Below are 25,214 nucleotides of genomic sequence, written 5' to 3' on the forward strand. Positions count from 1 at the left end.
CACTGCCTGTTATTGTGATCACAACACTGCATCAGACAACGTCTTTTTGCAGTCACAAGACTAATTTGAAGAGTAAAGGAAAGCAATGAATAAACTCTCATGGGTGCTGGCATCAGCACCGCTGTTATTTGCTTGCTCCCAGCCGGCAGACAACACGACAACGACAGAATCAAAACCAGCCAGTGCACAACATACTGAGCAGAAATCCACGATGGCATCAGGTACGGATTATCATTCATTTTCCAACCCTGACGCAGTGCGGGTAACACATTTGGATCTGGATTTAACCGCAGACTTCGACAACCGTGAGCTTACCGGTACAGTGACGCTGGACTTCGACCGTATTCAACCGGATGCGGACACGTTAATCGTTGATACCCGCGCACTGGATATCAAACAGGTAACCGCAAATGGTAAAGCCGTTGAGTTTACCCTGGGTGAAGAGGACGAAAATCTGGGCTCTCCCCTGTCGATAGCCTTACCTGAATCGGCCAGTGCTGTCACCATCGACTATGTGACTTCACCGGATGCATCCGGCGTGCAGTGGCTTACTCCGGCACAGACTCAGGGTAAAGAACATCCGTTCCTGTTTACCCAGGCTCAGGCCATTCATGCGCGTAGTTTCATTCCACTTCAGGATTCACCTCAGGTCAGAGTCACTTACGACGCCCGTATTCATACTCCGGCAGATTTACTGGCAGTCATGAGCGCGTCGAATGACCCTGATACGCCCCGTGACGGCGATTACAGCTTCACCATGCCTCAGCCTGTACCTTCTTACCTGATTGCCCTGGCCATAGGCCACCTTGAGTTCAAACCTATGGGTGAACGTACCGGCGTGTACGCCGAGCCTGAAATTCTCGATGCAGCCGCCGCCGAGTTTGAAGACACGGAAAGCATGCTGGAGCTGACAGAAAAAACCTACGGCCCCTACAGCTGGGACCGTTATGACCTGCTGATCCTGCCACCCTCCTTTCCTTTTGGTGGTATGGAAAACCCCCGTCTGTCATTCATCACCCCTACGGTGATTGCCGGCGACAAAAGTCTGGTTTCCCTGATTGCCCATGAGCTGGCGCACAGCTGGTCGGGTAATACTGTGACCAACGCTACCTGGCGGGATTTGTGGCTGAATGAAGGTTTTACCACCTATCTGACTTACCGCATTATGGAAATGTTGTACGGCACAGACCGCTTTAACATGGAAGCGGTACTGGGCTATCAGAGCCTTGAAGCAGATATCGCTGCGCTGCCGGCCAATGATGAAATACTTGCCGTAGATTTACGCGGACGCAACCCTGACGATGTATTTTCAGATATCCCTTACGAAAAAGGTGCGCTGTTTCTCCGTGAACTGGAGCAAAAGGTAGGGCGCGACAACTTCGACGCTTTCCTGATGCAATACTTTAAGCATTTTGCTTTCCAAAGTATCACCACCGACACCTTCATGGCGTATCTGGAAGACACGCTGCTGAAACAATATCCGGACAGGCTCGACAAGCAACGTATTGAAGAATGGGTGTTGAAGCCGGGCATTCCTGATGGTGCACCTGTACCGGCGTCTGATGCCTTCGATAAGGTGGACAGTCAGCGCACTGCCTGGTTAAATGGCGATAAGCCTGCTGCAGACATCAAAACAGTAAACTGGACAACCCACGAATGGCTGTATTTCCTGAATAACATGCCTTCTTCACTGTCTGCTGCGCAGTTAAAAGATCTGGATTCTGCCTTTGATCTTACTAACAGCCACAACAACGAAATTGCGCACAGCTGGCTGATGATTGCCGTACAGAATGAATATAAGCCGGCCTGGCCCCGTTTGCATGATTACCTGGTTGAAATAGGCCGGAATAAGCTGGTGAAACCGCTCTACCGGGCGCTGTCGCAAACACCGGAAGGGAAAGCGTTTGCGAAAAAGGCATTTGAAGAAGCCAAACCCGGTTATCACCCGCTGACAGTGCATGCGAATGAAGGCTTCGTAGAGGACTGACATCCTTATTTAGCATTAAATAAATGTCAGAAGGCCGTATCAGCGTAAGGTGATACGGCTTTTTTTATCACTTTTGTTCTGAAAACGCCGCCCGTCAGCCTTCTTTATAACCAAAGCGAACAAAAACCTTCTCCGATAAAATGTTAAAAACTATAGCCATATGTTTATTTTATGTTAATACTAAGAGTGTACGTTCTTTGACCAGCAGGAGTGTTGACTATGAGCAATCACATATGGGGACTGATCCATCATCCCGATAAAGAATGGCGTTCCATTAATGAAGAACATGAAACGGTCAGCCATTTATATACCCACCATGTACTTTGGTACGCGCTTATCCCCGTGGTTTGTTCCTTCATCGGCACCACACAGTTTGGCTGGACTTTTGGCGGTGAGGAAGTCTTTCAGGTTTCTGTCGCCAGCGGACTGGTGCTGGGCGCCGCATTCTATGCATTAATTTTATTAGCCGTAGCTGCGGTTGGCACTATTATTCACTGGATGGCAAGACGATTCCCTGAACGCCCGTCACGGGCAGAATGCATCGTATTTGCCGGCTACACAGCAACCCCGTTATTCATGAGCGGCGTATTTGCTATTTACCCTGTGTTCTGGCTTTGCGTAACAGCAGTGGCGGCGGGCCTGGTGTACACGGCTTATCTGCTTTATGCGGGTACGCCAAGCTTCCTGGGTATCAGCCATAAAGAAGGCTTCATCCTTTCCACGTCGACGCTCTGCATGGGTGTGCTGGTGCTGGAAGCCTTAATGATAGTGGCCGTTGCTCTGTGGAGCATGGGCTCGGAGCACAGCATTATGTGGTACTTCTTCCACTAGCATTAAGTGCATTATTCATCACGGATTGAACAATAGTTTCATTCCTCTGTTACTGCGGGCCCCGGGCCCGCTTTTTTTGTTTTCGGCTCGGGGGGGAGTTACGCCTTTTGCGGCAACTATTTTCTACCCGCCGAACACTTGGTCAGTCAGTGCCAGCGCGGCTTCTACGGTATCATCCATATCGTAGTATCTGTAGTCTGCCAGCCGCCCGCCGAAGAGGTACTTAGCTGCATTTTCAGGCTTTGCCGCCAGCACTTTGTATTCTGCCAGCATGGCGTTATTTCTGGCATCGTTGATGGGGTAATAAGGTTCGTTATCTTTGCTGAATTCATGAGGAAACTCCCGCGTTATCACGGTTTTTTCCTGTTTACCGAATTCAAAATGTTTGTGCTCAATAATGCGCGTCCAGGGCACTTCTGCTTCGGTGTAGTTTATTACCGCGTTACCCTGATAATTCTCGCAGTCCAGTACTTCGGTTTCAAAATGCAGGCTGCGGTATTCCAGCTCCCCTAAGCACTTACCAAAGAACTCATCAATTTTACCGGTGTAGAGCACTTTACCGGCCAGCGCTTCCCACGCCTCACGATTTTCAAAGAAGTTCACACCGGTTCTCACTTCTATGCCTTCGAGCAGCCCGTCAATCAGCGCGTTGTAGCCGCCGTGAGGGATCCCCTGATAAAGATCGTCAAAGTAGTTATTGTCGAAAGTAAACCGGAATGGCAAACGTTTAATGATAAAGGACGGGATCTGCGTCGCCGGTCGCCCCCATTGCTTTTCCGTATAGCCTTTAATGAGTGTTTCGTACAAATCTTTGCCACCGAGATATAACGCCTGCTCTTCCAGATTTTGGGGCTCAGTTTGACGGTAAGGGGCACGTTGCTCTTCAATTTTTGCCTTTGCCTCTGCAGGGGTAGTGACCCCCCACAACTGGTAAAAGGTATTCATATTAAATGGCAGGTTATAAAGCTTGTTTCGGTAATTGGCGACAGGAGAATTTACATAGCGGTTGAAACTGACAAACTGATTCACATAATCCCATACCCGCTGATTACTGGTGTGAAAGATATGTGCGCCGTACTTGTGCACATTGATGCCTGCCACGTTTTCACAATAAATATTACCGCCTTTATGATCACGCTTATCAATGATCAGAACGGACTTTCCGGCAATGCGCGCTTCTCTGGCAAACACGGCACCGAACAGGCCCGCACCGACGATCAGATAATCATATTGTTGTTTTGTCATCAGACAATCCGCTGTTTTGTATATCCGGTAACAGTATATACCCAAAGTTGTTGAAAAGGCTGCGCTATCAGGCAAACAGCCCTTTCATAAAATCATAAAAGGCTTCGGTTTTGCGTGTGGTTAAGCTGTTCTGCGGCTTGAGAAACCATACCGGCGCGTCGTTATCTGCCAGTGCTTCCGGTAATACTTCCACCAGCTGCCCGCGGGCTAATTCATCTTTAACCGCGATATATGACTTGATCCCCAAACCGTGGCCGGCCAGCACAGCCTGCGTCATGTTGTCGGAGTTCGACACAGTAAACCGCGCGTTCACATTCAGCGTCCGGCTGTGTTCGCCTTCCTGTATTTTCAACTGGCGCTGCCAGGGAAGTACGACCCAGCGATGCGCTGCCAAATCATCAATACTGCGGGGATGGCCGGCCCGGGCCAGATATTCAGGTGCAGCGCACAACAAACGGGAATTATTTGCCAGTTTCCTCGCTAATAAGCCCGAGTCAGCCAGTTTGCCTACCCTGATGGCAACATCCTGCTTATCTTCAACCACATTGACGAACTGGTCGTTGATCAGAAAATCCAGCTTAAGATCCGGATACGACTGCTCAAATTCCATAAGTTTTGGCATCACAAATTTTGAAAATACCCAGGGCGGCATGGTAACCCGCAGAATGCCACTGACAGACGAGCCCCTGGCACCAATCTGATATTCCGCATCCCGCAATGCTTCCAGAATGTCTCCCACCCGTTGGTAAAACACCTCACCTGCCGGCGACAAACCAAACTTTCTGCTGTCCCGAAAGACCAGCACCGTGGACAGTGCCTTTTCAAGTTTACTTAACCGCAGGCTCACCGTGGCAGGTGACACTTGCTGTACAGACGCAGCAGCGTGAATCCCCTTGTTTTCCACAATGGCGATGAAGGTTTCAAGTTCATTCAGGCTATACATACTTTAAATATCTTAAACACAGGTTTCGATTTACAGGGCTTCTTTTAAGAAATTAAAACAATAAAATCATTATGTACACCACCATCGTAGGAACAACTTACATTGAGACATATTCTTTTTATTGCCGTCACCTTACTGGTAACGGTTATGAACAATGCGGAGGCTGACACCATGCCATCACAACCCAAAGTGATCATTTTTGACGTTAACGAAACCCTTCTGGATATGGAAGCAATGCGTGAATCAGTAGGCGAAGCCCTCAATGGTCAGCAATCATTGCTTCCCCTGTGGTTCTCAACCATGTTGCACCACTCACTGGTATCAACCGTGTCAGGGGAATATCAGGACTTTGGGAAAATTGGCGTAGCAGCATTAATGATGGTAGCAGAAACCAATGGCATAGACATCACGGAAGGAGAAGCCAAAACAAGCATTGTGACGCCACTGCTCAGTTTGCCGCCGCACCCGGACGTAAAATCAGGGCTGACGGATTTAAAAGCACGGGGCTATAAGATTGTCAGTTTAACCAACTCGTCCAACTACGGTGTGAAAACCCAGTTTGAAAATGCCGGCCTGACAGACTTTTTTGATGCCCGTTACAGCATTGAAGATATTCAGATTTACAAGCCTGACCTCCGCGCCTATGCCTGGGCACTGAAGCAACTGGGTGTTAAACCGGAAGATACCCTGATGGTAGCGGCTCACGGATGGGATATTGCCGGAGCGAAAGCTGCAGGTATGCAGGCCGCCTTTGTAACCCGTCCGGGTAAAGCCATGTATCCTCTGGCTCAGAAGCCCGATTATGTGGTTAACGATCTGCGCGAATTAACAGATATTCTCGACAAGCAGTACGGCCGGTAATCAGAAACATCACGCCTAAAACATCAGGCCCAGGCTCACCACGAACCTGCGGCCTGATTCTCCGATCTTCATCAACGCCGATGCCTCTCCGGTATCAACAGTCCGCTTTACCGTTTCGTTGGTGGCATTGTAAATGTCCATACGCAATGTCGCATTTGCAGAAAATAACCAGTTCAGACTGAGATCCACGCCGGTATAATCTTCCACATAAACATCTGCATTATTGGTTAAATCCCGCTGCTCGGCGAAGCGGCTGCGGTAGTTAATGTTGATTGCAGCCTGCCAGGCTTGCCAGCCGGATAACAGTCGTATGTTCCCCGTCCAGTCAGAGACACCTTCTGCACGCCAGTGCGCGGTGGGATCTCCCTCAGATTGTGATGATATTTGCGCTTTGGTGACACGGGTTATCGTGGCAGACAAACGGTGACGGAGATGCTGAATGCCCGGTTGTCCGAAAGCAATTTCAGCCCCCGCCTGTACACCGGTTATCCGCCCTTCACTGTTATTGGTTCGCTGCAGAGTTTCATATTCTGTGCCCCGGTAATCAAGAGTAAGCGCTTGCTCCGATATGTAATCAGTGAGGTGGTGGGAGAATGCCAGTAACTCAGCATCGATGCTTTCACTGTTTACGTTCACAGATGTGGTTAACGTATCAGCCATAACAGGTTTAAGCAGAGGGTTTCCTGCTTCGGCATAAGGCAGCCCGCCTGAGTTTACATGGATTTTCGGGTTTAAATCTGAATAGTTCGGTCTGTTGAGTGAGCGGGTGTATCCTGCACGCCATTGCCAGAAAGGCGTAAATTGCCACTTCACGGCAACAGAGGGCAACCAGGCGCTGTCGGTACGGGCAAAATGCTGTGCGATAACACTTCCCCCGCTGTTGAACCCGGACCCGGTCGTCTCACTTTCAGTGTGCGTGTAACGCATGCCGCTTTCAATCATGAGATCCGGCCCGTTATTTTTGGCCCCGAACGGCTGCCAGACAGCCGATACATACACTTCCATGGCGTTAAACGTAACGGCATAGCTGTTCAGCAAATCATTCACTGATGCCTGACCATCAGCAGGAAAAGACAACGCGATATCGTACAACTGAAATAAATCGCTTTTTGGGATCAGCCACCCGGCCTGCCCGTAAGTAAAAAAGTCCGCTTCAAATCCGTTGGGGAGTGGCATCAGCCATCTGCCATCTAAATCCGGCAATGCTGCCAGCGCGGACTCACTTAACTGAATGTCCCGGCGTGTGTAATGATGTGCCTGTGTGGCATGCAGCCACCCGGCTTCTATATTTGACAAAGGGCCCTCACCCGGCGGCGTAAACGCTACGTCGCCGCCCCACTCTGTCGCAGAATTCTCAACACTGATCCGCCGCTTACTCATTTGAGTGATATGGGAATAGCTGCTGACAAGGCCGGTATTTCCATCAACAACAAATTGATTGAGTTGATGATCTGACACGTCCACATCCACCCCGGCAGGTTGCATTGCCACATGCACCCGTGAAATGGGGTCCCGGGTCACACTGTCCGCTCTGCTCCGGCTGTAAAATGGCGTAACGGTAAGGGGCAGCCTGTCACTTTTCCATTCTGCCGACGCCTGAAAGGTATCTGTGGCATAGTCGAGTGTTGACTCCTCGCGGGTAGATTTCATCTTTGCGCGACCGAAATGAAGAGCAGAAATGCTGTTGTTCTGTCCTGTCACGGCAGTTGCCTGCTCATTCACCGGGCTCACCGACAGCCGGTGTTCATCGAAAGAAAAACCGGTATCGGAGCGCAGCCATAAAAGTGATGTACGCAATGCGTCCACAGGCTGCCAGACCACGTTAGCGTAGTAAGTTGCCCGGGTACGGTCTTCGTTTTCGATAGTCAGTGCCAGGCCGTCTGTGGGGACCAATGTATTGTCTGCCAGCCCCTGCCACTGAAACTGTTCCGGTGCGCCACCGTTTTCGCCCCAGTGCCAGGTTTCAAATTGATACTGGCGCTGCAAACGGTTCTCGTAATTCATCCGGAATACCGCACCCAGCGTGCCGCTGTGGTTACGCAGGTTACCGATTGCGGCAAAGCCAGGCTGATAATTAATACCGGCCTCCGGTGATGCCGCGGTAAGGCGGACCTGCGCACTGTTGAATTCATAAGCCAGGGGATCATCACTCAATAAATCCACCGTTGCACCAGCCGCACCGGCGGGCTGAGCGGTAGCGGCAGTTTTAAACATGGTCACCTGATTAAATAATCCGGCGCTCAACGTATCAAAACGATATTGCTGACCGTATTGGTTGGAATTGCGGATATTTTCTGTATTCGCCAGACGGTGCCCGTTAAGCAGTGTCATCTGATATTCCGCACTTAAGCCCATCGCATTGATGTTAAGTGCTTCACCGCGATCACGGGTGATACTCAGTCCGGGCAAGGCCTGCAGCGCCTCGGCTAAATTTCCTGCTGGCAGGCGGTTTAGCATAGCCCCGACCAGTACCGCCTTCTCGCCTACCGCCTCAGACTTGATTTGTCTGGCATACCGGGTGGCATTGTCATAATGCTGATTGTAAGCCTCAGGCGAGGTCGTCGACATGTGCCCGGTCACCATCACCTCTTCCAGGGCAATACTGTCTTCACCTGACTGCGCATTGCGGTTTGCAGGTGTCTCAGCGGGCTTGATGATGATGCCTGACTCAGTATGTTGCCATACGAGGCCCAGCGGATGCAGGCAGGCAGAAAGCTGTATCTGTAAAGGCTGCGACGTGTCGTAACAGCGCTGAAACTCGCTGTCTGAAAGCGCATTGAAAGCGCTGTTACTTACGGTATGAGCAGAGTAAATGACAGGAACAGAAAACTGCTCAGACAGTGCGGTAAGTCTGGCTGGCAGACTGACCGGGCTAGTGATGGTTGGTGACGGAGCGGGAAATTCAGTAACGGAACCGGCGGCAAACAATAAACGGGGCAGCAAGGCCATCGATATTGCTGTCAGTCCTGCCCTTACCCACATGAATCCGAATCACTCTTAATGCTTAGCTTATTAATCCAAAACAGTGTGAAGTGATTAAATGAAAGATTTATGACAACAGCCGGAGCTGCTGCCATCAACCGCACTGAATACGCTAAATTGCGGCTATTTGCCGTTTTCCTGCTTCGCCAGCACAATACTGTCCTCGTATTCATGCATCGCCAGACCGTTCATTTGTGCTAACAACCTGGCGGAACCGGCAATGTCAGCGGCTTTAAAGCGGCCACTGATATGTGCGGCATTATCATCAACGTGCTGCAAAACAACGGGTTTGTTGCTATAGCGGTTCAGTTGATAAAGCGCATCATTTAACGACACATTGTTCAGATCAATCCAGCCTGCCTGCCAGTCAGGTTCTGTTGCCGTAAAGGCTGACACGGTAATGCCCCGGGCCGTCACACTGGCACGCTGTCCTTTAATCAGTTCCACACGGTCACTGCCGTCGGGCATAGACACAGCGACTTTACCGTGAAAAACGTCAATTTGAGTTTGCGAGAGTGATTTATCCACATTAAACGCCGTACCTAACACCTGAATATTGGCGTTACCTGTTTCTATAGTAAATGGTCTGGCTTCGTCTCTGGCTACTTCAAAGTACGCTTCACCTTTGGTTAACTTTGCCTGCCGGTTTCTGGCCGACTCCGAAAAGTGCAAGCTGGCCCCGCGGTTCATGGCCACTTCAGAGCCGTCAGACAGTTTTACATCTTGTGCATCAACGCTGCTGAATGTCTGCGGTGACGCATAAGCCACTTTCACCGGCATCTCATCAGGGAATGATTGTTCCTGAATAACGTACCAGCCAATAACGCCCGCACAAAAGCATGCTGCCATTCCGCCCAACCACGCCCATCTTGATGCATTGCGCGACGTCGTGTGAGACTCATGTTCAGCCAGCGCCTCCAGTAAGGCGGGATCGTCCCAGATAGCCTGTTTAATCTCATCGTTTCCGGCGTCATGGTTTTTATTTATTTCTGTCATAGTAATTTAACCTGCTGTCGTACTGTAACGACGACTCAAATGCCGGAACGGGGACGGGGCTTATCAGAAAAACGCGCCTCTATGGCAATTTTCAATGCATCCATTGCACGGGTAATGTGTTTCTTCACCGTTTCTTCATTGAGTCCCAGGGTGGTTGCGATATCTTGTCTGCTTTCATTATGCAGTCTGCGACGGATAAAAATATCCCGGCGCAGCGGCGACATTTCACTTAATACCTGCTTGTATAACGCTACACGCTGCTGATTATCCAGCATGGTTTCCAGTGACACTGCTTCGCATTGCGGCTCATGCTCAAGCTCTGCCGGAGCACGTTGTTGCTCCCGGTGATGATCGATAACCAGATGCTGCGCCATGCGATAGCCATAGGCCAGCGGATTATCCAGATGTTCATGAAAGCTTGTATTCATAGCCTTCACCAGTAATTTCTGAAACAGATCTTCTGCGTCAGCACGTTGCCCTACCGCTTTTATCAGATAGTTTTTCACAGCGTCCTGATTTGCCATCAGGCATTGCAGCAGAACACGATTCTGCTTTGCACAATGCTCAGGCATGTTCATATTCGCAGCCTGCAGATGCGCAGGTTCAGTGCTGTCAGTGGTTTTGGCCAGTGCCATAGTTACTCGGTTCTCAGTAAAGTTCAGATAAAACGGGTCACGTTAAAGACGGGCATATTACGTGATCGGGGACAGTTTTTTATATGACATTTCAATGACATATTTATGAATCCCTTGTCTTTAAACTGACATAAAAACTTCACCATAAAATTCGTCCCCGAGGCGTTTTTCCTGTCGTCATGGTTGGCGAATTTCAAAAATTAGTCGCAAAGACATTTACAGGAAAACACACTCATGAAAAACCGCTTATTCCCGTTGTCGCCACTTGCTCTGGCACTGAGCACCCTGATCACCGGCACCGTTGTTGCGCAGGAAGCCCCGCAGGAAAAGGACGATAGTGTTGAGAAAATCGAGGTTACAGGCAGCTACGTGAAGAGCCTTGAAAAGGCGATTGATATCAAACGTACCACGGTTGGCTTTTCTGACTCGATTGTGGCTTCGGATATTGCTGACTTCCCCGAGCAAAACCTGGCTGAAGCACTACAACGTATGCCCGGTGTTACCATTGAGCGAAACAAGGGTCTGGGCCAGCGCGTTAATGTACGCAGCCTGCCGACTGAATTTACTTTTGTGTCTATTAACAACCTTGCTACTGCGTCAGGCAGCGGCGGCCGTGATGTTGAATTCGACAGTTTTGCTTCTGAAATTATTCAAAGTGTTACCGTTAAGAAATCGCCGACGGCTGCAGATGAAGAAGGTGGTATTGCCGGTTCAGTCGCTATCAGTACAGCCCGCCCGTTTGACTATGACGGCCGCCAGATTGTTGCGTCCGTTGAAGGCGCCTACAACGATATTTCGGAAGAAACAGATCCTAAATTCTCATTCCTGGCCAGCGACACCATGGGCGACTGGGGCGCGTTAGTGTCGTTTGCCTATTCAGAACGTACCAACCGCACAGACAGCAACTCAGGCATTAATTTCCGTCCGCTTTCGCGCTTTTTAGAAAAATCAGGCTCATCACAGTGGCAATCAGACCAGGCTGCTGATGTACTGGCCCGCGATACCGGCATCACGATTGACGACCGCTTCGACAGTGACGAAACCAGCCGCGTTGTATTTATTGATAAAGTGGGTGACCGCTCTTACCTGAGCGAGCAGGAAAAATGGGGCGCCACGGCATCTGTTCAGTATAAGCCTTCACGGGATTTCAGCTTAACCTTCGACAGCATGTGGAGCACCTTCGATAACCACGAAGACGAATATGATGCGGCAGCGTATTCCGCCTCAAGTATCAGTTCGTTAGAGCGTATCAATGCTTACGACAGCACGACATTAGCAGATTACGGAATGACGGTGCTGACTGATGTAGATTATGCTGCCACACAGCACGAATTTTTGAGTAAAGAGTACAGCCGTACTACGGATTATCAGCAATACAGCCTGACTATGGACTGGCAGTTTGGTGATTGGGATGTTTACGGCGTTGTGGGTTACAGCGGTGCTGAGAAGACCGAGGAATCCACCAACCTGAAGCATACGGCTTATCGCCCTACCCGTACCCGTTACACCAGCACAGGCGGTGAAACCATTGCCAGCGATAATCCTGAATCCTTCGATATGTACAACTCGCCGGAAGCGTACACCTTCGATTACTACGAAGTGAATCTTGAGGGCATTTCAGACGACAAGTACGCCGCCCAGCTGGATTTCACCCGTAATATGGATTTAAGTTTCTTCCCTGCGCTGGCAAAAGTGCAGTTTGGCGGACGCTATACGGATAAATCGAAAACCCGTGATTACGGTACTAACCGCGTAACCGGACCGGCTGAGGGGGACTCGTCATGGGTAGGCACCCGCACACTGGCTGACAGCGACTTAACCACCATTTCTGACTTAGTGTCGGGCGGTGAGTATTTACCGGAAGTGGCCTCAAAATCAGACTGGGCACAAATTTCAAATGCCTACGCCCGCAGCGAAATGCGCTACGACGGCTTTGCAGTGGATTTTGAACCGGATCAATTCTACGAAGTAGAAGAGAAGGCAACGGCGTTGTACGTGATGGCGGACTTCGAGTTTGATATTGGCAACATGCCGGCTTCACTGAACACGGGTTTGCGTTATATTGATACTGACGTAAATTCATCAGGTTACCACCAGGTACAGAATGACGATGGCTCAACCGGCTATACCTCTGCGCCAGTCTCCAAATCCGGTAATTACAAAGAAACCCTGCCAAGTGTGAACTTCACGCTGGATATTACCGACGAGTTATTGTTCCGTGCTGCTGCGTCAGAAACCTTCATCCGCCCGGCACTGACTGACATCGCTTACAAACGTACCGTGAGCTTAAATGAGTTTAAATACCGCGACGGTAACCCGGATCTGAAACCTACCTATGCTGACCAGTGGGAAGTGGGACTGGAATATTATCTGGAAGAAGGTGGTTTGCTGGCCGTATCTTACTTTGAAAAAGAAATCGAAGGCGTTGTGCGTGAATCACTCACCGGCGTGGTAACAGGTGTGACCAAGTACAACGACAACGGCACTATTGACGGTGTTTACGACTTCGACGTTTACCAGAAAGTTAACGCTGAAGGTTCCTATGATGTCAGTGGCCTGGAATTTATCGTTCAGGTGCCTTTCGCCCGTTTCCATGACGTGCTCGACGGGTTTGGTGTGAATGCCAACTACACAACGCTGGATAACTCTTTAACAGGCGCTTCTGATTTAGGTATTCCTACGCCGCCGGAAGGACTGGCTGACGAAACCTATAACGTGACGTTCTACTATGAAGACGACGTATTTGATGCCCGCGTGTCTTACAACTACAAAGACAAGTACGTGGAATATATCGAGCGTGACATGTATCCGGTATACCGCGATGCCTACGGCCAGTACGATGTGTCTTTAGGCTACCGTATCAACGAAACCTTCAAAGTGACGCTGGAAGGCATCAACATTACTGACGAAGCCACCAAAGGTTACACCATGGACCCGGCCTTCCCGACCATGTATGAGTTCTCCGGTCGCCGCGTCTCTCTCGGCCTGCGGGGTAACTTCTAAGTTTACTGCGTGTTTCTTCCCTGAAACTGTTAGCCGGGCATTGCCCGGCTTTTTTATTCTTACTCAGCAATTTATTCTTAGCCCGCAACTCAAAGAATAAAAAATTCCAAACAAATCACGCCACTGTAATAAAAATATCTCACTAACGTCATTCAATCCTGTAACGCTGGTTTGCGCAGTACTCCATTTATTTTTTCTCTCTATTCGTTCAAAAGGAATGTATCCATGTTGTGGAAGTTACGCGTTGCGGGCACCCTCGGGCTCCTGCTTACTCTTACCGCTTGTGATGACGATGAAACGGTTGAAGTTGAAGTGCCCGTTGAAGTAGAAGTGCCGGTTATCGTGAACCCTGAGCATAAAATGCTCACAGACCCGTTTTTACAATTACCCACTGCTTCCAGCGTTAATGTGGTGTGGTTTACCAATTTCGAAGGCAGTGAACATGCATTAACCTATGCTGACCAGACCATCACGGATGTTACCACCACGAAGCTGGAACGCATGATGGAAGACTCTGGCTCTGCTATCGACAATCAGACCTTCGAAACAGTGACGTATCGTGACGTTTATCGCCATGAAGCCACTGCAACAGGACTGACGCAGGGAGAACGGGTAGATTACTCGGTGTCCAGTACTGACGAGGACGGCTTTGCATTTACCAGTGACACCTTTACCCTTGCCCCTACACCAGCTGCGGGTCAGCCGTTAATGATTCTGCTGACCTCTGATTTGCAGTCGAAAAAGAACGTTGTCGCAAACTATCAAAAGGTAGTGGAAACCGTTGGCACGCCTGACGCTGTCTTCTTTGCCGGTGACTTTGTGAATGTACCCGACCGCGCTTCAGAATGGTTCGATCAGGCCAAAGACAATGCGCCGGCATTCTTTCCTGCCCTGCAGGGACACTACCAGCAATACATGCCGGGCTTTCCCTACAATGGCGGTGAAATTCTCCAGCATGCACCGGTGTTCGGTACTATCGGTAACCATGAGGTCATGGGCCGTTATACGCCAGATGAAGAAAGTTATTCTCTGAACGGCGGCTTTGGTGATCCCCAACCGGCATGGTTTGCAGAAGTCGCCTATGAACAGGTTAAAGCCGACGTTAACCCGTCTGACGATGAAACAGTTAAAGCACAGTGGATTGCCGATCACTCTCATAACCAGATGAGCTTTCTGGATATCTTTTCCTTCCCGGATGATGGGCCCCGCGGCGAAGAATACTTCGCGGTATCGTTTGGTGACGTGTTCCTGATTTCTATGAATGTGTCCCGGATCTGGCGTTCGTGGAGTGTTACCCCGAACAACAAAACCAAATTTGTTGAAAACGCAGAAAACTACACCGACCCGACACAGTGGGGATTTGGTGAGTTTTTGTTTGAGCGTTTCGATGCTGAGTCAGAGCAATACGCCTGGCTGACAGATGTTATGCAGACTGATGCATTTCAAAATGCCAAGTACAAGGTGGTAATGGCCCACCAGGGCGTTTTCGGCCTGGGTGACAACACCGTTCCGGTGCTTGCACAGCCGGTGCTGCAGGTTGTACAGGACAATGGCAGTGGTGGTGAATCTGTCGCTGAATACACCTTCCCCATTGAGCCGGCCACATGGACTGACACCATCGCGCCGTCACTGGAGAGCGCGACGGAGATTCGTTACCAGTATCCGCTTACCGGTGATGTGTGGCTGAACGATATCGAACCCCTGCTCATTGAAAACGGCGTAGACCTGGTACACATCGGCCATTCTCATTTGTGGAACCGCGCGCAGGTGGAAGATCTGCACTACCTGGAAAGCTCTAATGTGGGTAACAGTTACGGTGCATATTACGATGATACCACCGGCACTTACACGGCCAACCGGCGTCCGGCTACAGCTGATTTCTGGGAAGATGTTTATTCAGCCAATCCGCGCTGGTCAGAAACGAATTATCCGCCTAACGGTGATCCACAGGGGCGTGTAATGAGCTTCCCTACGCAGTTCAGTCCTATGAGCATGGAAAATGACAGCTACCCGAATTTGCCTTTTGTTGCCAGCAATGTACTGTCGGTATTCTCTGTCCTTGATACCAGCACAGGCACAGTGAAAAGCTATGTGTTTGACCCAAGTGATTTGGATTCTGAAGTGACGTTATTTGATGAGTTTTCGATTGAGTAAGTAGTTACTTTCGACAAAAGACATATTTGTAAAGAATAAGCCCCGACAGTACTCCCGCTGCCGGGGCTTATTTCAGTGCAGTTTAACCCGGCGATCAGAAATCGAAACGGGCACCTGCCCTTTTTGCCGCAAGGATTATTGTAAGCAAAGAGAAAATAGCTGTTCAGCTACTTTGAAATTACACCCCGACGAGTTTTGCAAACTCATGCAAACCGGTAACGTGATAGTCTGCCGAAGCATGCCTCTCAACACCGGCACGCAGAATCTGTACGGTCTTCATCCCCAAAGCATTTCCTGCTGCGATTTCAGACTCTGCATTGTCTCCGATCACCCAAACATCTTGAGGCTCGACCCCGTACTTATCGCAGGCTAGCGCAAAGTAATGCCCTTTTCCTTTACGTGGAGGCTCACCCGGGTCGTCGAAATACATATCGCTGAAAGCCGCTTCCACGCCCAACCCTTTGATTTTAGAGCGCTGAAATTTTTCAAAGCCAGATGTCACCAGAATTTTTGTGCCGCCCATCTCATTAACGAACAACGTATCTTCATATCCCGACATTGACCCCGTTAATTCCAGTTGCCTGAAGAAGTCGACACTGCGCTGCTCAGCCTCCTCAGAAAAAGAATAGGCAGAAGCAATCTTATCCAGCGGCTTGCGCCAGAAATCGAATTTCATCGCGGAAAATTGTTCACCGGATAAATGATGCTTTTCCAGTCTTTCCAGCTCGTCAAACAGAGGAGCGAGCAAGTTTTCCCCCACCGCATTACCGGGAGCGAGACAGTTGTCGAAGTCAAAAATGATAAATGGGCGGGATGTCGTCATAAAACCTCATTAAATCTGTGTAACTGCGGTAAGCCGGGCTTATGTTTCCGGCACGCAGGCCGTTATAAGAATGAAGTACTTAGCTGCAAAACTTAGTCTCAGCGGCTTAAAGGCAACGTGCATAGGTATATTTACAGATAACCCTATACGCCGGATTCTGCTCTACCATAAACAAGTAGTATTACGGTGTATTTAAATTATCGACTGACAGAGTAAGAAATCGGGCAGGCCAATGCGTTATCAGGTATCCAGACAATCCGGATTCACGCTTATTGAACTGATCATCGTCATCATTATGCTTGGCGTATTATCGGTCACGGCATTGCCGCGCTTTGTGAACCTGTCATCTGAAGCCAATGCTGCTGTTATTAATACCCTTGCCGGCGCACTGAAATCCACTGCGAACATTGCTCACACTAAAGCCATCATCGCCAAACGGAACGGCGGATTTAATAATGGTTTTGATTTTGATGGTGTCTATTTCGACAAAGGCTATCCGCTGGCGCTTTCGTTCGGTGATAGTGACGGCATTCCGGAAATAATGGAACTGATGAGTTTTGGTGCCAATGACTTCACCTGGGCCGATAATTTCAACGGCCAGTCTGCCAGCGGCGATCTTACCCGTGAAATTTACATCACTGTTCGAAGTAAAATTAACCAGGGTGTGGGGCATAACGAAGTGGTTGCCACGGCCTGCTATGTTTCCTACGAAACCTTTGTGGACGTGTATAAGCCTCCTGAAATTATTGTTGATGTTTCAGGGTGTTAACCTCCCACTACCTTCTTTTAAAATAGTCAGGCCTCCCTGCTGACATATTACTTCTAAGCCAGAATCGTTAATCCGAACGTTCGTTTAAAGGAAAGAACTTGTAACGGCATGAAAAGTCGTTTGTTATTTCTTCCGTGTGAAAAGAAAAGGCAAGCAAACTGAAATAAGCGAGATAAGAATTAAAAGCGGGAAATCGTGCAGAAGAACGTTCGGCTAAGCGCTGACTGGCAATTTTATCCATTGATTTAGTCAAACTGACTGGTTACTATCCCTCTGACTTATTAACAATATTATTACAAGAGTCGTGTCAGAGAATCATGGATAAAACCCTCTTCAACTTACATGATTTGGTTCTCCTTCTTATCGCTTTTGAATGTCTGGTAGTAGCTATTTACATTGGCTTTAACCGGTCCGGAAGAAGTTTTCCAACCAGCTTACTTATCGCATTTTTTGTGGTGCACGCGTGTATTGCAGTGCATGAGCTGGTGTTATGGGGAAGCACTTTCCGCTACTGGGTACTGGAGTCATCGCCCAACTATTTTTTCACGTTGAATTTTGCCTACTGGCTGGATGGTCCGCTGCTGTTTTTGTTTGCCTGCGCGGTGACACAGCAGGACTTTGCACTGAAGCGGTGGCACGCTTTCTTTTTACTGCCCTTGCTGGTGTTTGGCGTTTTCATTTACCAGCATTTTTATGCGCTACCCTACGATGTCAGGGTGACATTGATTAAAAACTACAGCTTCGCCGACTTTGACTATGTCTTTATGGATTTGTTGGCAAAGCTTATCCGGGTAGCCTTCGCTGTCTATGCGGTGCTGCTGATTTTAAAGAGCGACAGCCAGATAAAAGAAAAATACAACGTACCGGCCTGGCTGCCGAAAGTATTGATGGTGCTGACAGGGATCCTGGCGTGGGAAACCATGCTGAGCGCCATCAAAGTGTACCATTCACTGTACGGCTTCCCGTATTACGAAGTCGTTGAATTGATAGGACTGGCGTCCTATTACATGCAATTCGGGCTGCTGAATGTTGTTATTTTTATGGCTGCATCCCACTTTTTGCGGGCTCAACCGGTGAAAGCCAAAACTGTTCAGCGGGAGCCGGTCAGCGAAGCACTTATCGGCCGGCTTGAAAGTACCATGGAAAGCGAGAGACCTTATTTAAACCAGAATTTATCGTTCGAACGGCTGGCTGAGAAACTGGACATCCCGGTCAAAGAATTATCAAACGCCATTAACCGGCATTATGAAGTGAACTTTTACGAGTTTATTAATAATTACCGGATACAGGAAGCCAGGCAAATGCTGGAAGACCCGGCACACAATGATAAGAGCATCACCAACATATTTTACGATGCCGGATTCAATAGCAAGTCTGTGTATAACACGCTGTTTAAGAAAAAATTTAATAAAACGCCCAGCCAGTACCGTAACGATTTTAAAAATAAACAGGCCAGGCAAAGCGCGTAGTTAAGCGTTATGTAGTGAGCCAGTCATTTCATGTCGCTTCTTCATGCGCATCAGTGCAAAGGGAGTAACATGAAGGACACGCAACAACTTACCTCGGTGGTCATTGCAGGCGGTGGCACAGCAGGCTGGCTCACAGCCTGTATCCTGGCCGCTAAGCACCGGCCGGGTAACTTATCAATCACTGTGATTGAGTCACCGGGCATCCCTACCCTTGGGGTTGGAGAAGGCACCTGGCCTACCATGCGTGGCACGCTGCAAAAAATCGGCATTGATGAAGCGACATTTCTCACCGCTTGTCACGGTTCGTTTAAACAGGGCACATCCTTTCACCACTGGCGTAAGCCGGAGGCATCGCCTCATCAGTATTACCACCCTTTTTCCTTGCCATTTAATTACTTTGACACCGATTGTGCGGCATGGTGGCAGCGGCATCAGCCTCAAATGGATTTTGCCAGTGTAGCCACATCGCAGGGAGCCATTTGCGATCGTAACCTTGCCCCTAAGCAAGCAGAAACGCCACCGTTCGCCGGAGTAGTGAATTATGGCTACCACCTCGATGCGGTTAAATTTGCCGGTCTGTTAAAGAACCACGCTACGTCAGAATCGGGTGTTACCCATATTACCGGTCACATCAGCTCAGTCATCCCGTCCGAAGACGGCGGTATTCACAGTGTGGTGCTGGATAAGACCGGCAGGGAGATAGAAGGTGACATATTTATTGATTGCACCGGGTTTTCTGCCCGTCTCATCGGAGAACACTGCGGTGAGCCACTCATTTCCTGTAAACATATACTCGCTAATGACAGTGCTGTAGCCGTGCAGTGCCAATACGCTGCAGATGATTCAACTGTGGCATCAGTTACCCGCTCTGTTGCGCAGTCAAAAGGCTGGATATGGGATATTGCCCTGCCGGAGCGAAAGGGAGCGGGCTACGTGTACAGTTCACAGCACTGCACTGCTGAAGAAGCGATCCGGACGCTTCATCGTTATGCCGGCAGCGACACATCACTGCGGGATATTTCTTTCGGTGAGTTTTCTGGCAAAGCAAAATATTTTAACTTTGAGCCAGGCTACCGGCGTTCGCCGTGGCAGAAAAATTGCGTAGCCATAGGCACTTCGGCAGGCTTTCTGGAACCACTCGAAGCATCTGCGCTGGTTATGATCGAACTGGCAGCTACTTTGTTATCTGAACAACTCCCGCGGTATACAAATCAGATAGCGCCGGTAGCCAGACAATTTAACCAGCAGCTTACAGGCAAATGGTCGCGGATTGTCGATTTTCTCAAGCTGCACTATGTGCTCAGCGACAGGGATGATTCTGCCTACTGGCAGGAAATGCGTAAATTGTCTTCCTGTTCTGAGCAACTTCAGGACTGGTTAAGTATGTGGTCGACCCGCAGCCCCAACGCCTCAGACTTTAATTTACGCGATGAGATATTCCCCGCTGCCAGTTATTTGTATGTGTTGTATGGCATGGGTTTCAACACTGCCTTTCTGCCCGGTTCCGCTGATCATGATTCTTCAGGACATCAGCATGCCTGGCACAAACAACAGCAATTAACCCGTCAGCATCTTGCCGGTCTTCCCGCGAACCGCGCACTCTTAAATCAGCTTACCGGCGCCCGTCAATATCAGGTGAACAGATGAACAATAAAAAACAACGCGTTGTCATTGCAGGTGGCGGCACCGCAGGCTGGATGGCTGCCGCTGCACTAACCCGTTTATTGCATAACCGCGTAGACGTAACCCTGGTCGAAAGCAGTGATATCGGCACTGTCGGTGTGGGAGAAGCGACTATACCGACACTGGTGTTCTTCCATCAATTACTGAAAATTGATGAGAAGGCATTTATGGCGGCAACAAATGCGACCTTCAAACTGGGCATTAACTTTGAAAACTGGCGGACCACACGGGACAGCTACCTTCACGCGTTCGGCGCTACCGGACAGGATTGTTGGGCTGCGGGCTTTCAGCACTTCTGGACCAGAGGAAGACAACTGGGCCTGAGCGGAGATTTTGGTCAGTATTGCCTCGAACGGGTAGCCGCTGAAGCGCACAAGTTTGCTCATCTTCCCAAAAATGGATTGAATTATGCGTTCCATATCGACGCAGGCCGTTACGCCGGGTTCCTGCGTCAACTCGCTGAAGAGGCTGGCCTGAAACGTATTGATGCCAGAATAGAAAAGGTGGTTACCCGTCCCGCTGACGGCTTTATCACTCAGCTTCAACTGGATAATGGTGACCGGATAGATGGTGATTTGTTTATCGACTGCACCGGATTTCGCGGCGTATTAATTGAAGAGACCCTGCATACCGGCTACACAGACTGGTCGCACTGGCTGTTGTGCGACAGCGCGGTAGCCGTTCAGACAGAGAGTCATGCACCACCTCTGCCGTATACCCGGTGTATTGCCCATGAGGAAGGCTGGCAATGGCGGATCCCTCTGCAAAACCGCACAGGCAATGGTCTTGTATTCTGCAGCAAATATTTGTCTGATGATGCAGCGACTCAACGGCTAACCGGCAATATTGACGGCGCTGCGCTGAACGACCCGAAGGTCATTAAATTTCGCCCCGGCCGCAGGGTAAAACAGTGGAACCGGAACTGCGTATCATTAGGGCTGGCAAGCGGTTTCATTGAGCCACTTGAATCCACCAGCATCCATTTAATTCAGCAGGGCATTGTCAGACTACTGCGCATGTTCCCCCACGGAGAAGTGCAGCAGTCCGTCGTTGACGAATTTAACCGCCAGAGTGTGGATGAGATTGAACATATCCGTGATTTTATTATTTTGCACTATCACGTGACTGAGCGCACCGACTCAGCCTTCTGGCGTCACTGTAAGCAAATGGACGTGCCTGATTCACTGGCGCGGCGTTTAACCATTTTCAGAGAGTCGGGTCAGATCCACCGCAAAAATAACGAACTGTTTGATGATTCCTGGCAGCAGGTGATGATAGGTCAGGGACTTTTGCCTGAGGCCTACCACCCTATCGCCGATATGATGAGTGAACAGGAATTACAGAATTTGCTTACTCATATCAAAAGCAATATCGACCGCACAGTTGCCGGCTTACCCACTCACAGACAATACCTGAATTCATTGTTTAACCGGGCATGAATACCGCTCAGAAGTATTAACATCAAGGCAGACGCTGAGGACTTTGCCCCGAGCAGACAGCTCAGCGCCCCCTGATTTCTTGTGTTTCCCAGCATAAATCCAAGGTTTTAATCACTTCACCACACCCAATCAAACTATTGATTTTTAAAGAATCTCATTTAAAAGAACGTTCGTTTCGTGAATCAGAACGTTCGAATTCACGGTTTTAGCGCCATTAAAACGACTTATTTTTTGTGCAGGCGTAATCTCCCCATGCTTTTCAAAATTGTTAATGAAAAGTTTAAAAATGCGTGCAAAACGGGCACAACTCAAAAGCTATCGCAGGGAGAAAATAATGAAAACTCGCCCCTTTAATAAGAACAGGATTGCCTTATCGGTTTCTCTTGTTTTGGGTTCGGCGATGATCACCAGCACACAGGCTCAGGAAGCAGCGACTGACGATAATGTAGAAGTTATCGAAGTTAGCGGTATCCGTGGCAGTATGATTCGCGCCATGGATTTAAAGCGCTCGGGTGAGGGTATCGTCGAAGCTATTTCTGCAGAAGATATCGGTAAATTCCCGGACACCAATCTGGCTGAGTCACTTCAACGGATCACTGGTGTATCAATTGACCGCTCAGACGGCGAAGGCAGTCGTGTCACTATCCGTGGCTTTGGCGCTGACCGGAACCTGGTACTGTTAAATGGCCGGCAGATGCCAACGCCGACCCGCTCTTTTGACTTCGCTGATCTGGCTTCAGAAGGGGTGAGTACAGTGGAAGTTTACAAAACCGGGCGGGCTTCCATCGCCACCGGTGGTCTGGGTGGTACAGTAAACATTATCACTCCCCGTCCGCTGGCGAACCCGGGTCGTCAGGCCACTTTTGGCTTTAAAGCAGTGAATGACGATTCAACACAAAAAGGTGATAAGTGGACGCCTGAATTCTCGGGTCTGTACTCAGAAACCTTTATGGATGACAAATTCGGTATTGCGCTGACAGGCAGTTACCAGAAACGTGACAGCGGTAACAGCAACGCTTCCGTAGCATCCGGATGGCGCTCGTTTATTTCCGGTCAGGATGAAGGTGGCTGGGGTAATTTGCCGGCAGAAGATCCTGACAACTCATACCTGAATAAACCAGCTGATGGTATCACCTATGCTGTCCCTCAAAACCTGGTGTATCAATTTAATGAAGCTTACCGTACCCGTATTAATGGCCAGCTAACGCTGGAATATCAGGCTACGGATAAACTGAAAACCAGGCTGGATTATACCTACTCTGAACGCAGTATTGACCGGGAACTGACCGATATGTCGACCTGGTTCTCGTTCAACTACAATAACGCCACAATGGTCTGGTCTGAGCCCAATGAAGAAGGGATTTCTTACCCCATCCAATATCAGGATACAGACAACTACAGCGCTGACGCAGCCAGAGGTACAGGTACCGGCATCAATTCCGGACGGGGATTTTCAGCAACCAAAAATACCAATAACTCTATTGGCTTAAATTTAGAGTATCAGGTCAACGACAACCTGGTGGTGGAGCTGGATTATCACGACGCCTCTGCTAAGCACGAACCCAACAGCCCTTACGGCAGCTGGGGCTCACTGGCAATGATTTCAAATAACCGTATCCGCACCACGGTAGATTTTTCTCAGGTACTGCCTGTACTGAGCATTGAATACCCTGAAGGTGTTGACGGTTTCGAGCCGGAAGACATGATTGGTGCAGGCAGTAACTTTGGTAATAACCACGAGCGTACTGATCTGGAGCAAATTCAGGCCGGCGGTAAATATTATTTTGATGCCGGCATCATCGAAAGTATTGATTTTGGTATCGCCCAGACAGAAACCAATAACCACTCAAAATATGCCAGTGCTACCCGCGGTACATGGAGTGGCGTAGGTGAGCCGGAAGACTGGGAAGACAGCTGGTTTACCCAGCGTTCTTTAGGCGACATGTTCGACAACATTGCAGGCCATGCCGACCCGGATCTGGAACCCTACTATATCGACTGGGATTTTGAGCAGATTGCCGAATATACCGCGGCCACGTTCTACAACGAGAATGACACGGAGTGGCCTTGTGGTCCGCGTTTCTGCGGTGGCACGAATTACACAACGGATCGCTATACCGATGAAAAAATGCAGGCGGTTTATGTGCAGGCAAATATGGTATTCGACATAGGCGATATGCCGGCAGAAATTATCACCGGTGTGCGCTACGAGAAAACAGAAACCCGCGCGTCTGCGCTGGTACCAAGCTACGACGGTATCTCCTGGAGCAGTACCAACGAGCTGGTATTGCAACCCACCGGCGAATCCGTCTTTACTGATGAGTCAGGGGAATACGATAACTGGCTGCCCAGCATCGATTTTAAAGTCGATCTGACCGACGATGTGGTCGCCCGCGCGTCTTTCAGTAAGACGATTTCAAGGCCTGGTTACGGTGACATGCAGGGAGGTAAAACCCTTGGTGGCCAGATCACCACCATTCAGGGTTCAGGTTCCCGCGGTAACCCGGCACTGCTGCCTCTGGAATCCACTAACTACGACTTGTCGCTGGAGTGGTATTACGATGAGGCCAGCTATGCTGCAGTTGGCTGGTTCAATAAAGACGTAACCAACTTTGTGGGCAGACGCACTATTACAGAAACTGCGTTTGATTTACGTAACCCCGCCCAGGGCCCGCGGGCAGATGCCGCAAGAGCAGCCGGTTTCACCGGTAACGCTGAAATTCGTCAGTACATACTGGAAAACTATTTAGACAGCGATCCGAATGTGTATCTGAACGAGCACGGAGATGTGGTTATTGATGCCAGCCCTGAAGATGACCTGGCACAATTTGAAATTAACATCCCCTTCAACCAGCGCGATAACAATGTAAATGGCTGGGAAGTCGCCATACAGCATATGTTCTGGGACAGCGGCTTCGGCGTAAACGTGAACGGTACGATGGTAGACGGCGATCTCTACTACGACAACGCGTCTATGGAGCCGCAATATGCCCTGACCGGCTTAAGCGATTCAGCAAACTTTATCGCATTTTATGAAAACGATAAGTTGTCTGTACGTGTTGCTTATAACTGGCGGGACAAGTTCCTTGCGTGGATTGGCGACGGCTCCGGTGATAACCCGGTTTACACTGAAGCCTACGGCCAGTGGGACGTTAACATGAGCTACGACGTAACCGGAAACCTCACCGTATTCGTGGAAGGCATCAACCTGACTAACGAATATCAGCGTCAGCACGGTCGTCATGAACAAATGTTGATCAACCTGAGACAGTCGTCACCGCGTTATAACTTAGGTATGCGGTATACCTTTTAAATAATAATAACAGCGCCCTGCGCTGCATGAAGAGCATCCCCCCAACCACATTGCTCTTCGTGCAGCTTTTTGCGTTTAACA

General features: G+C 49.4%; 16 protein-coding genes. 10 read left to right on the plus strand and 6 right to left on the minus strand.

Translation table 11 applies throughout. The features are described 5' to 3' along the window. Nucleotides 1–85: 85 nt before the first annotated feature. Both DS731_RS20050 and DS731_RS20055 read left to right on the plus strand, forming a co-directional pair. Nucleotides 86–1,987: a M1 family metallopeptidase gene (locus DS731_RS20050; RefSeq protein WP_119502979.1), complete on the plus strand. Its 1,902-nt coding sequence runs from the start codon at nt 86–88 to the stop codon at nt 1,985–1,987. 219 nt (nt 1,988–2,206) lie between these two features. Continuing rightward, on the plus strand, nt 2,207–2,818 hold the full coding sequence (locus DS731_RS20055; RefSeq protein ID WP_119502980.1) for a Yip1 family protein: 612 nt from the start codon (nt 2,207–2,209) through the stop codon (nt 2,816–2,818). Between the two features lie 123 nt (nt 2,819–2,941). On the opposite strand, the gene glf is transcribed toward DS731_RS20055, so the two are convergent. Continuing rightward, nucleotides 2,942–4,063: a UDP-galactopyranose mutase gene (gene glf, locus DS731_RS20060; protein ID WP_119502981.1), complete on the minus strand. Its 1,122-nt coding sequence runs from the start codon at nt 4,061–4,063 to the stop codon at nt 2,942–2,944. A 67-nt stretch (nt 4,064–4,130) separates the two neighbouring features. Then, nucleotides 4,131–5,006 carry a LysR family transcriptional regulator gene (locus tag DS731_RS20065; protein WP_119502982.1) on the minus strand — a complete coding sequence of 292 codons (876 nt, stop codon included), beginning with the start codon at nt 5,004–5,006 and terminating at the stop codon, nt 4,131–4,133. 147 nt (nt 5,007–5,153) lie between these two features. Between DS731_RS20065 and DS731_RS20070 the strand changes: the two genes are divergently transcribed. Further along, nucleotides 5,154–5,867: a haloacid dehalogenase type II gene (locus DS731_RS20070; protein ID WP_181013679.1), complete on the plus strand. Its 714-nt coding sequence runs from the start codon at nt 5,154–5,156 to the stop codon at nt 5,865–5,867. A gap of 15 nt (nt 5,868–5,882) precedes the next feature. Here DS731_RS20070 and DS731_RS20075 read toward each other — a convergent pair whose 3' ends face one another. The 3 genes from DS731_RS20075 to DS731_RS20085 all read right to left on the minus strand — a co-directional run bounded on the left by DS731_RS20075 (nt 5,883) and on the right by DS731_RS20085 (nt 10,480). Then, nucleotides 5,883–8,849, minus strand: coding sequence for a TonB-dependent receptor domain-containing protein (locus DS731_RS20075; protein ID WP_119502983.1), 2,967 nt, complete (start codon nt 8,847–8,849; stop codon nt 5,883–5,885). 123 nt (nt 8,850–8,972) lie between these two features. Beyond that, nucleotides 8,973–9,845 (minus strand): FecR family protein, encoded by an 873-nt coding sequence (locus DS731_RS20080; RefSeq protein ID WP_119502984.1) that lies wholly within the window; start codon nt 9,843–9,845, stop codon nt 8,973–8,975. A gap of 35 nt (nt 9,846–9,880) precedes the next feature. Next, on the minus strand, nt 9,881–10,480 hold the full coding sequence (locus DS731_RS20085; RefSeq protein ID WP_119502985.1) for an RNA polymerase sigma factor: 600 nt from the start codon (nt 10,478–10,480) through the stop codon (nt 9,881–9,883). A gap of 234 nt (nt 10,481–10,714) precedes the next feature. On the opposite strand from DS731_RS20085, the gene DS731_RS20090 reads away from it, so the two are divergent. After that, the gene (locus tag DS731_RS20090) at nt 10,715–13,483 is read left to right on the plus strand and encodes a TonB-dependent receptor (protein WP_119502986.1); all 2,769 of its coding nucleotides are present in this window, start codon (nt 10,715–10,717) and stop codon (nt 13,481–13,483) included. A 225-nt stretch (nt 13,484–13,708) separates the two neighbouring features. Further along, nucleotides 13,709–15,637, plus strand: a complete 1,929-nt coding sequence (locus tag DS731_RS20095; protein WP_119502987.1) for a metallophosphoesterase — start codon at nt 13,709–13,711, stop codon at nt 15,635–15,637. Between the two features lie 178 nt (nt 15,638–15,815). Here the strand turns inward: DS731_RS20095 and DS731_RS20100 are convergent, their stop codons facing one another. Then, nucleotides 15,816–16,460 (minus strand): HAD family hydrolase, encoded by a 645-nt coding sequence (locus DS731_RS20100; RefSeq protein WP_119502988.1) that lies wholly within the window; start codon nt 16,458–16,460, stop codon nt 15,816–15,818. A 232-nt stretch (nt 16,461–16,692) separates the two neighbouring features. Here DS731_RS20100 and DS731_RS22400 point away from each other — a divergent pair, with 232 nt between their 5' ends. The 5 genes from DS731_RS22400 (at nt 16,693) to DS731_RS20125 (ending at nt 25,133) form a co-directional block, all read left to right on the plus strand. Next, a complete protein-coding gene (locus tag DS731_RS22400) occupies nt 16,693–17,229 on the plus strand; it encodes a pilus assembly FimT family protein (protein WP_119502989.1) in 537 nt (178 codons plus the stop codon). A gap of 317 nt (nt 17,230–17,546) precedes the next feature. Next, on the plus strand, nt 17,547–18,698 hold the full coding sequence (locus DS731_RS20110; RefSeq protein ID WP_119502990.1) for a helix-turn-helix domain-containing protein: 1,152 nt from the start codon (nt 17,547–17,549) through the stop codon (nt 18,696–18,698). A gap of 69 nt (nt 18,699–18,767) precedes the next feature. Beyond that, nucleotides 18,768–20,345 carry a tryptophan halogenase family protein gene (locus DS731_RS20115; RefSeq protein WP_119502991.1) on the plus strand — a complete coding sequence of 526 codons (1,578 nt, stop codon included), beginning with the start codon at nt 18,768–18,770 and terminating at the stop codon, nt 20,343–20,345. Then, nucleotides 20,342–21,820: a tryptophan halogenase family protein gene (locus DS731_RS20120; protein WP_119502992.1), complete on the plus strand. Its 1,479-nt coding sequence runs from the start codon at nt 20,342–20,344 to the stop codon at nt 21,818–21,820. The genes DS731_RS20115 and DS731_RS20120 overlap by 4 nt, the downstream gene beginning before the upstream one ends. Nucleotides 21,821–22,154: 334 nt before the next feature. Further along, nucleotides 22,155–25,133, plus strand: coding sequence for a TonB-dependent receptor (locus tag DS731_RS20125; protein WP_232373431.1), 2,979 nt, complete (start codon nt 22,155–22,157; stop codon nt 25,131–25,133). The last annotated feature ends 81 nt before the right edge of the window (nt 25,134–25,214 follow it).

It is taken from the genome of Alteromonas sp. RKMC-009, assembly GCF_003584565.2.
GTDB lineage: Bacteria > Pseudomonadota > Gammaproteobacteria > Enterobacterales > Alteromonadaceae > Alteromonas.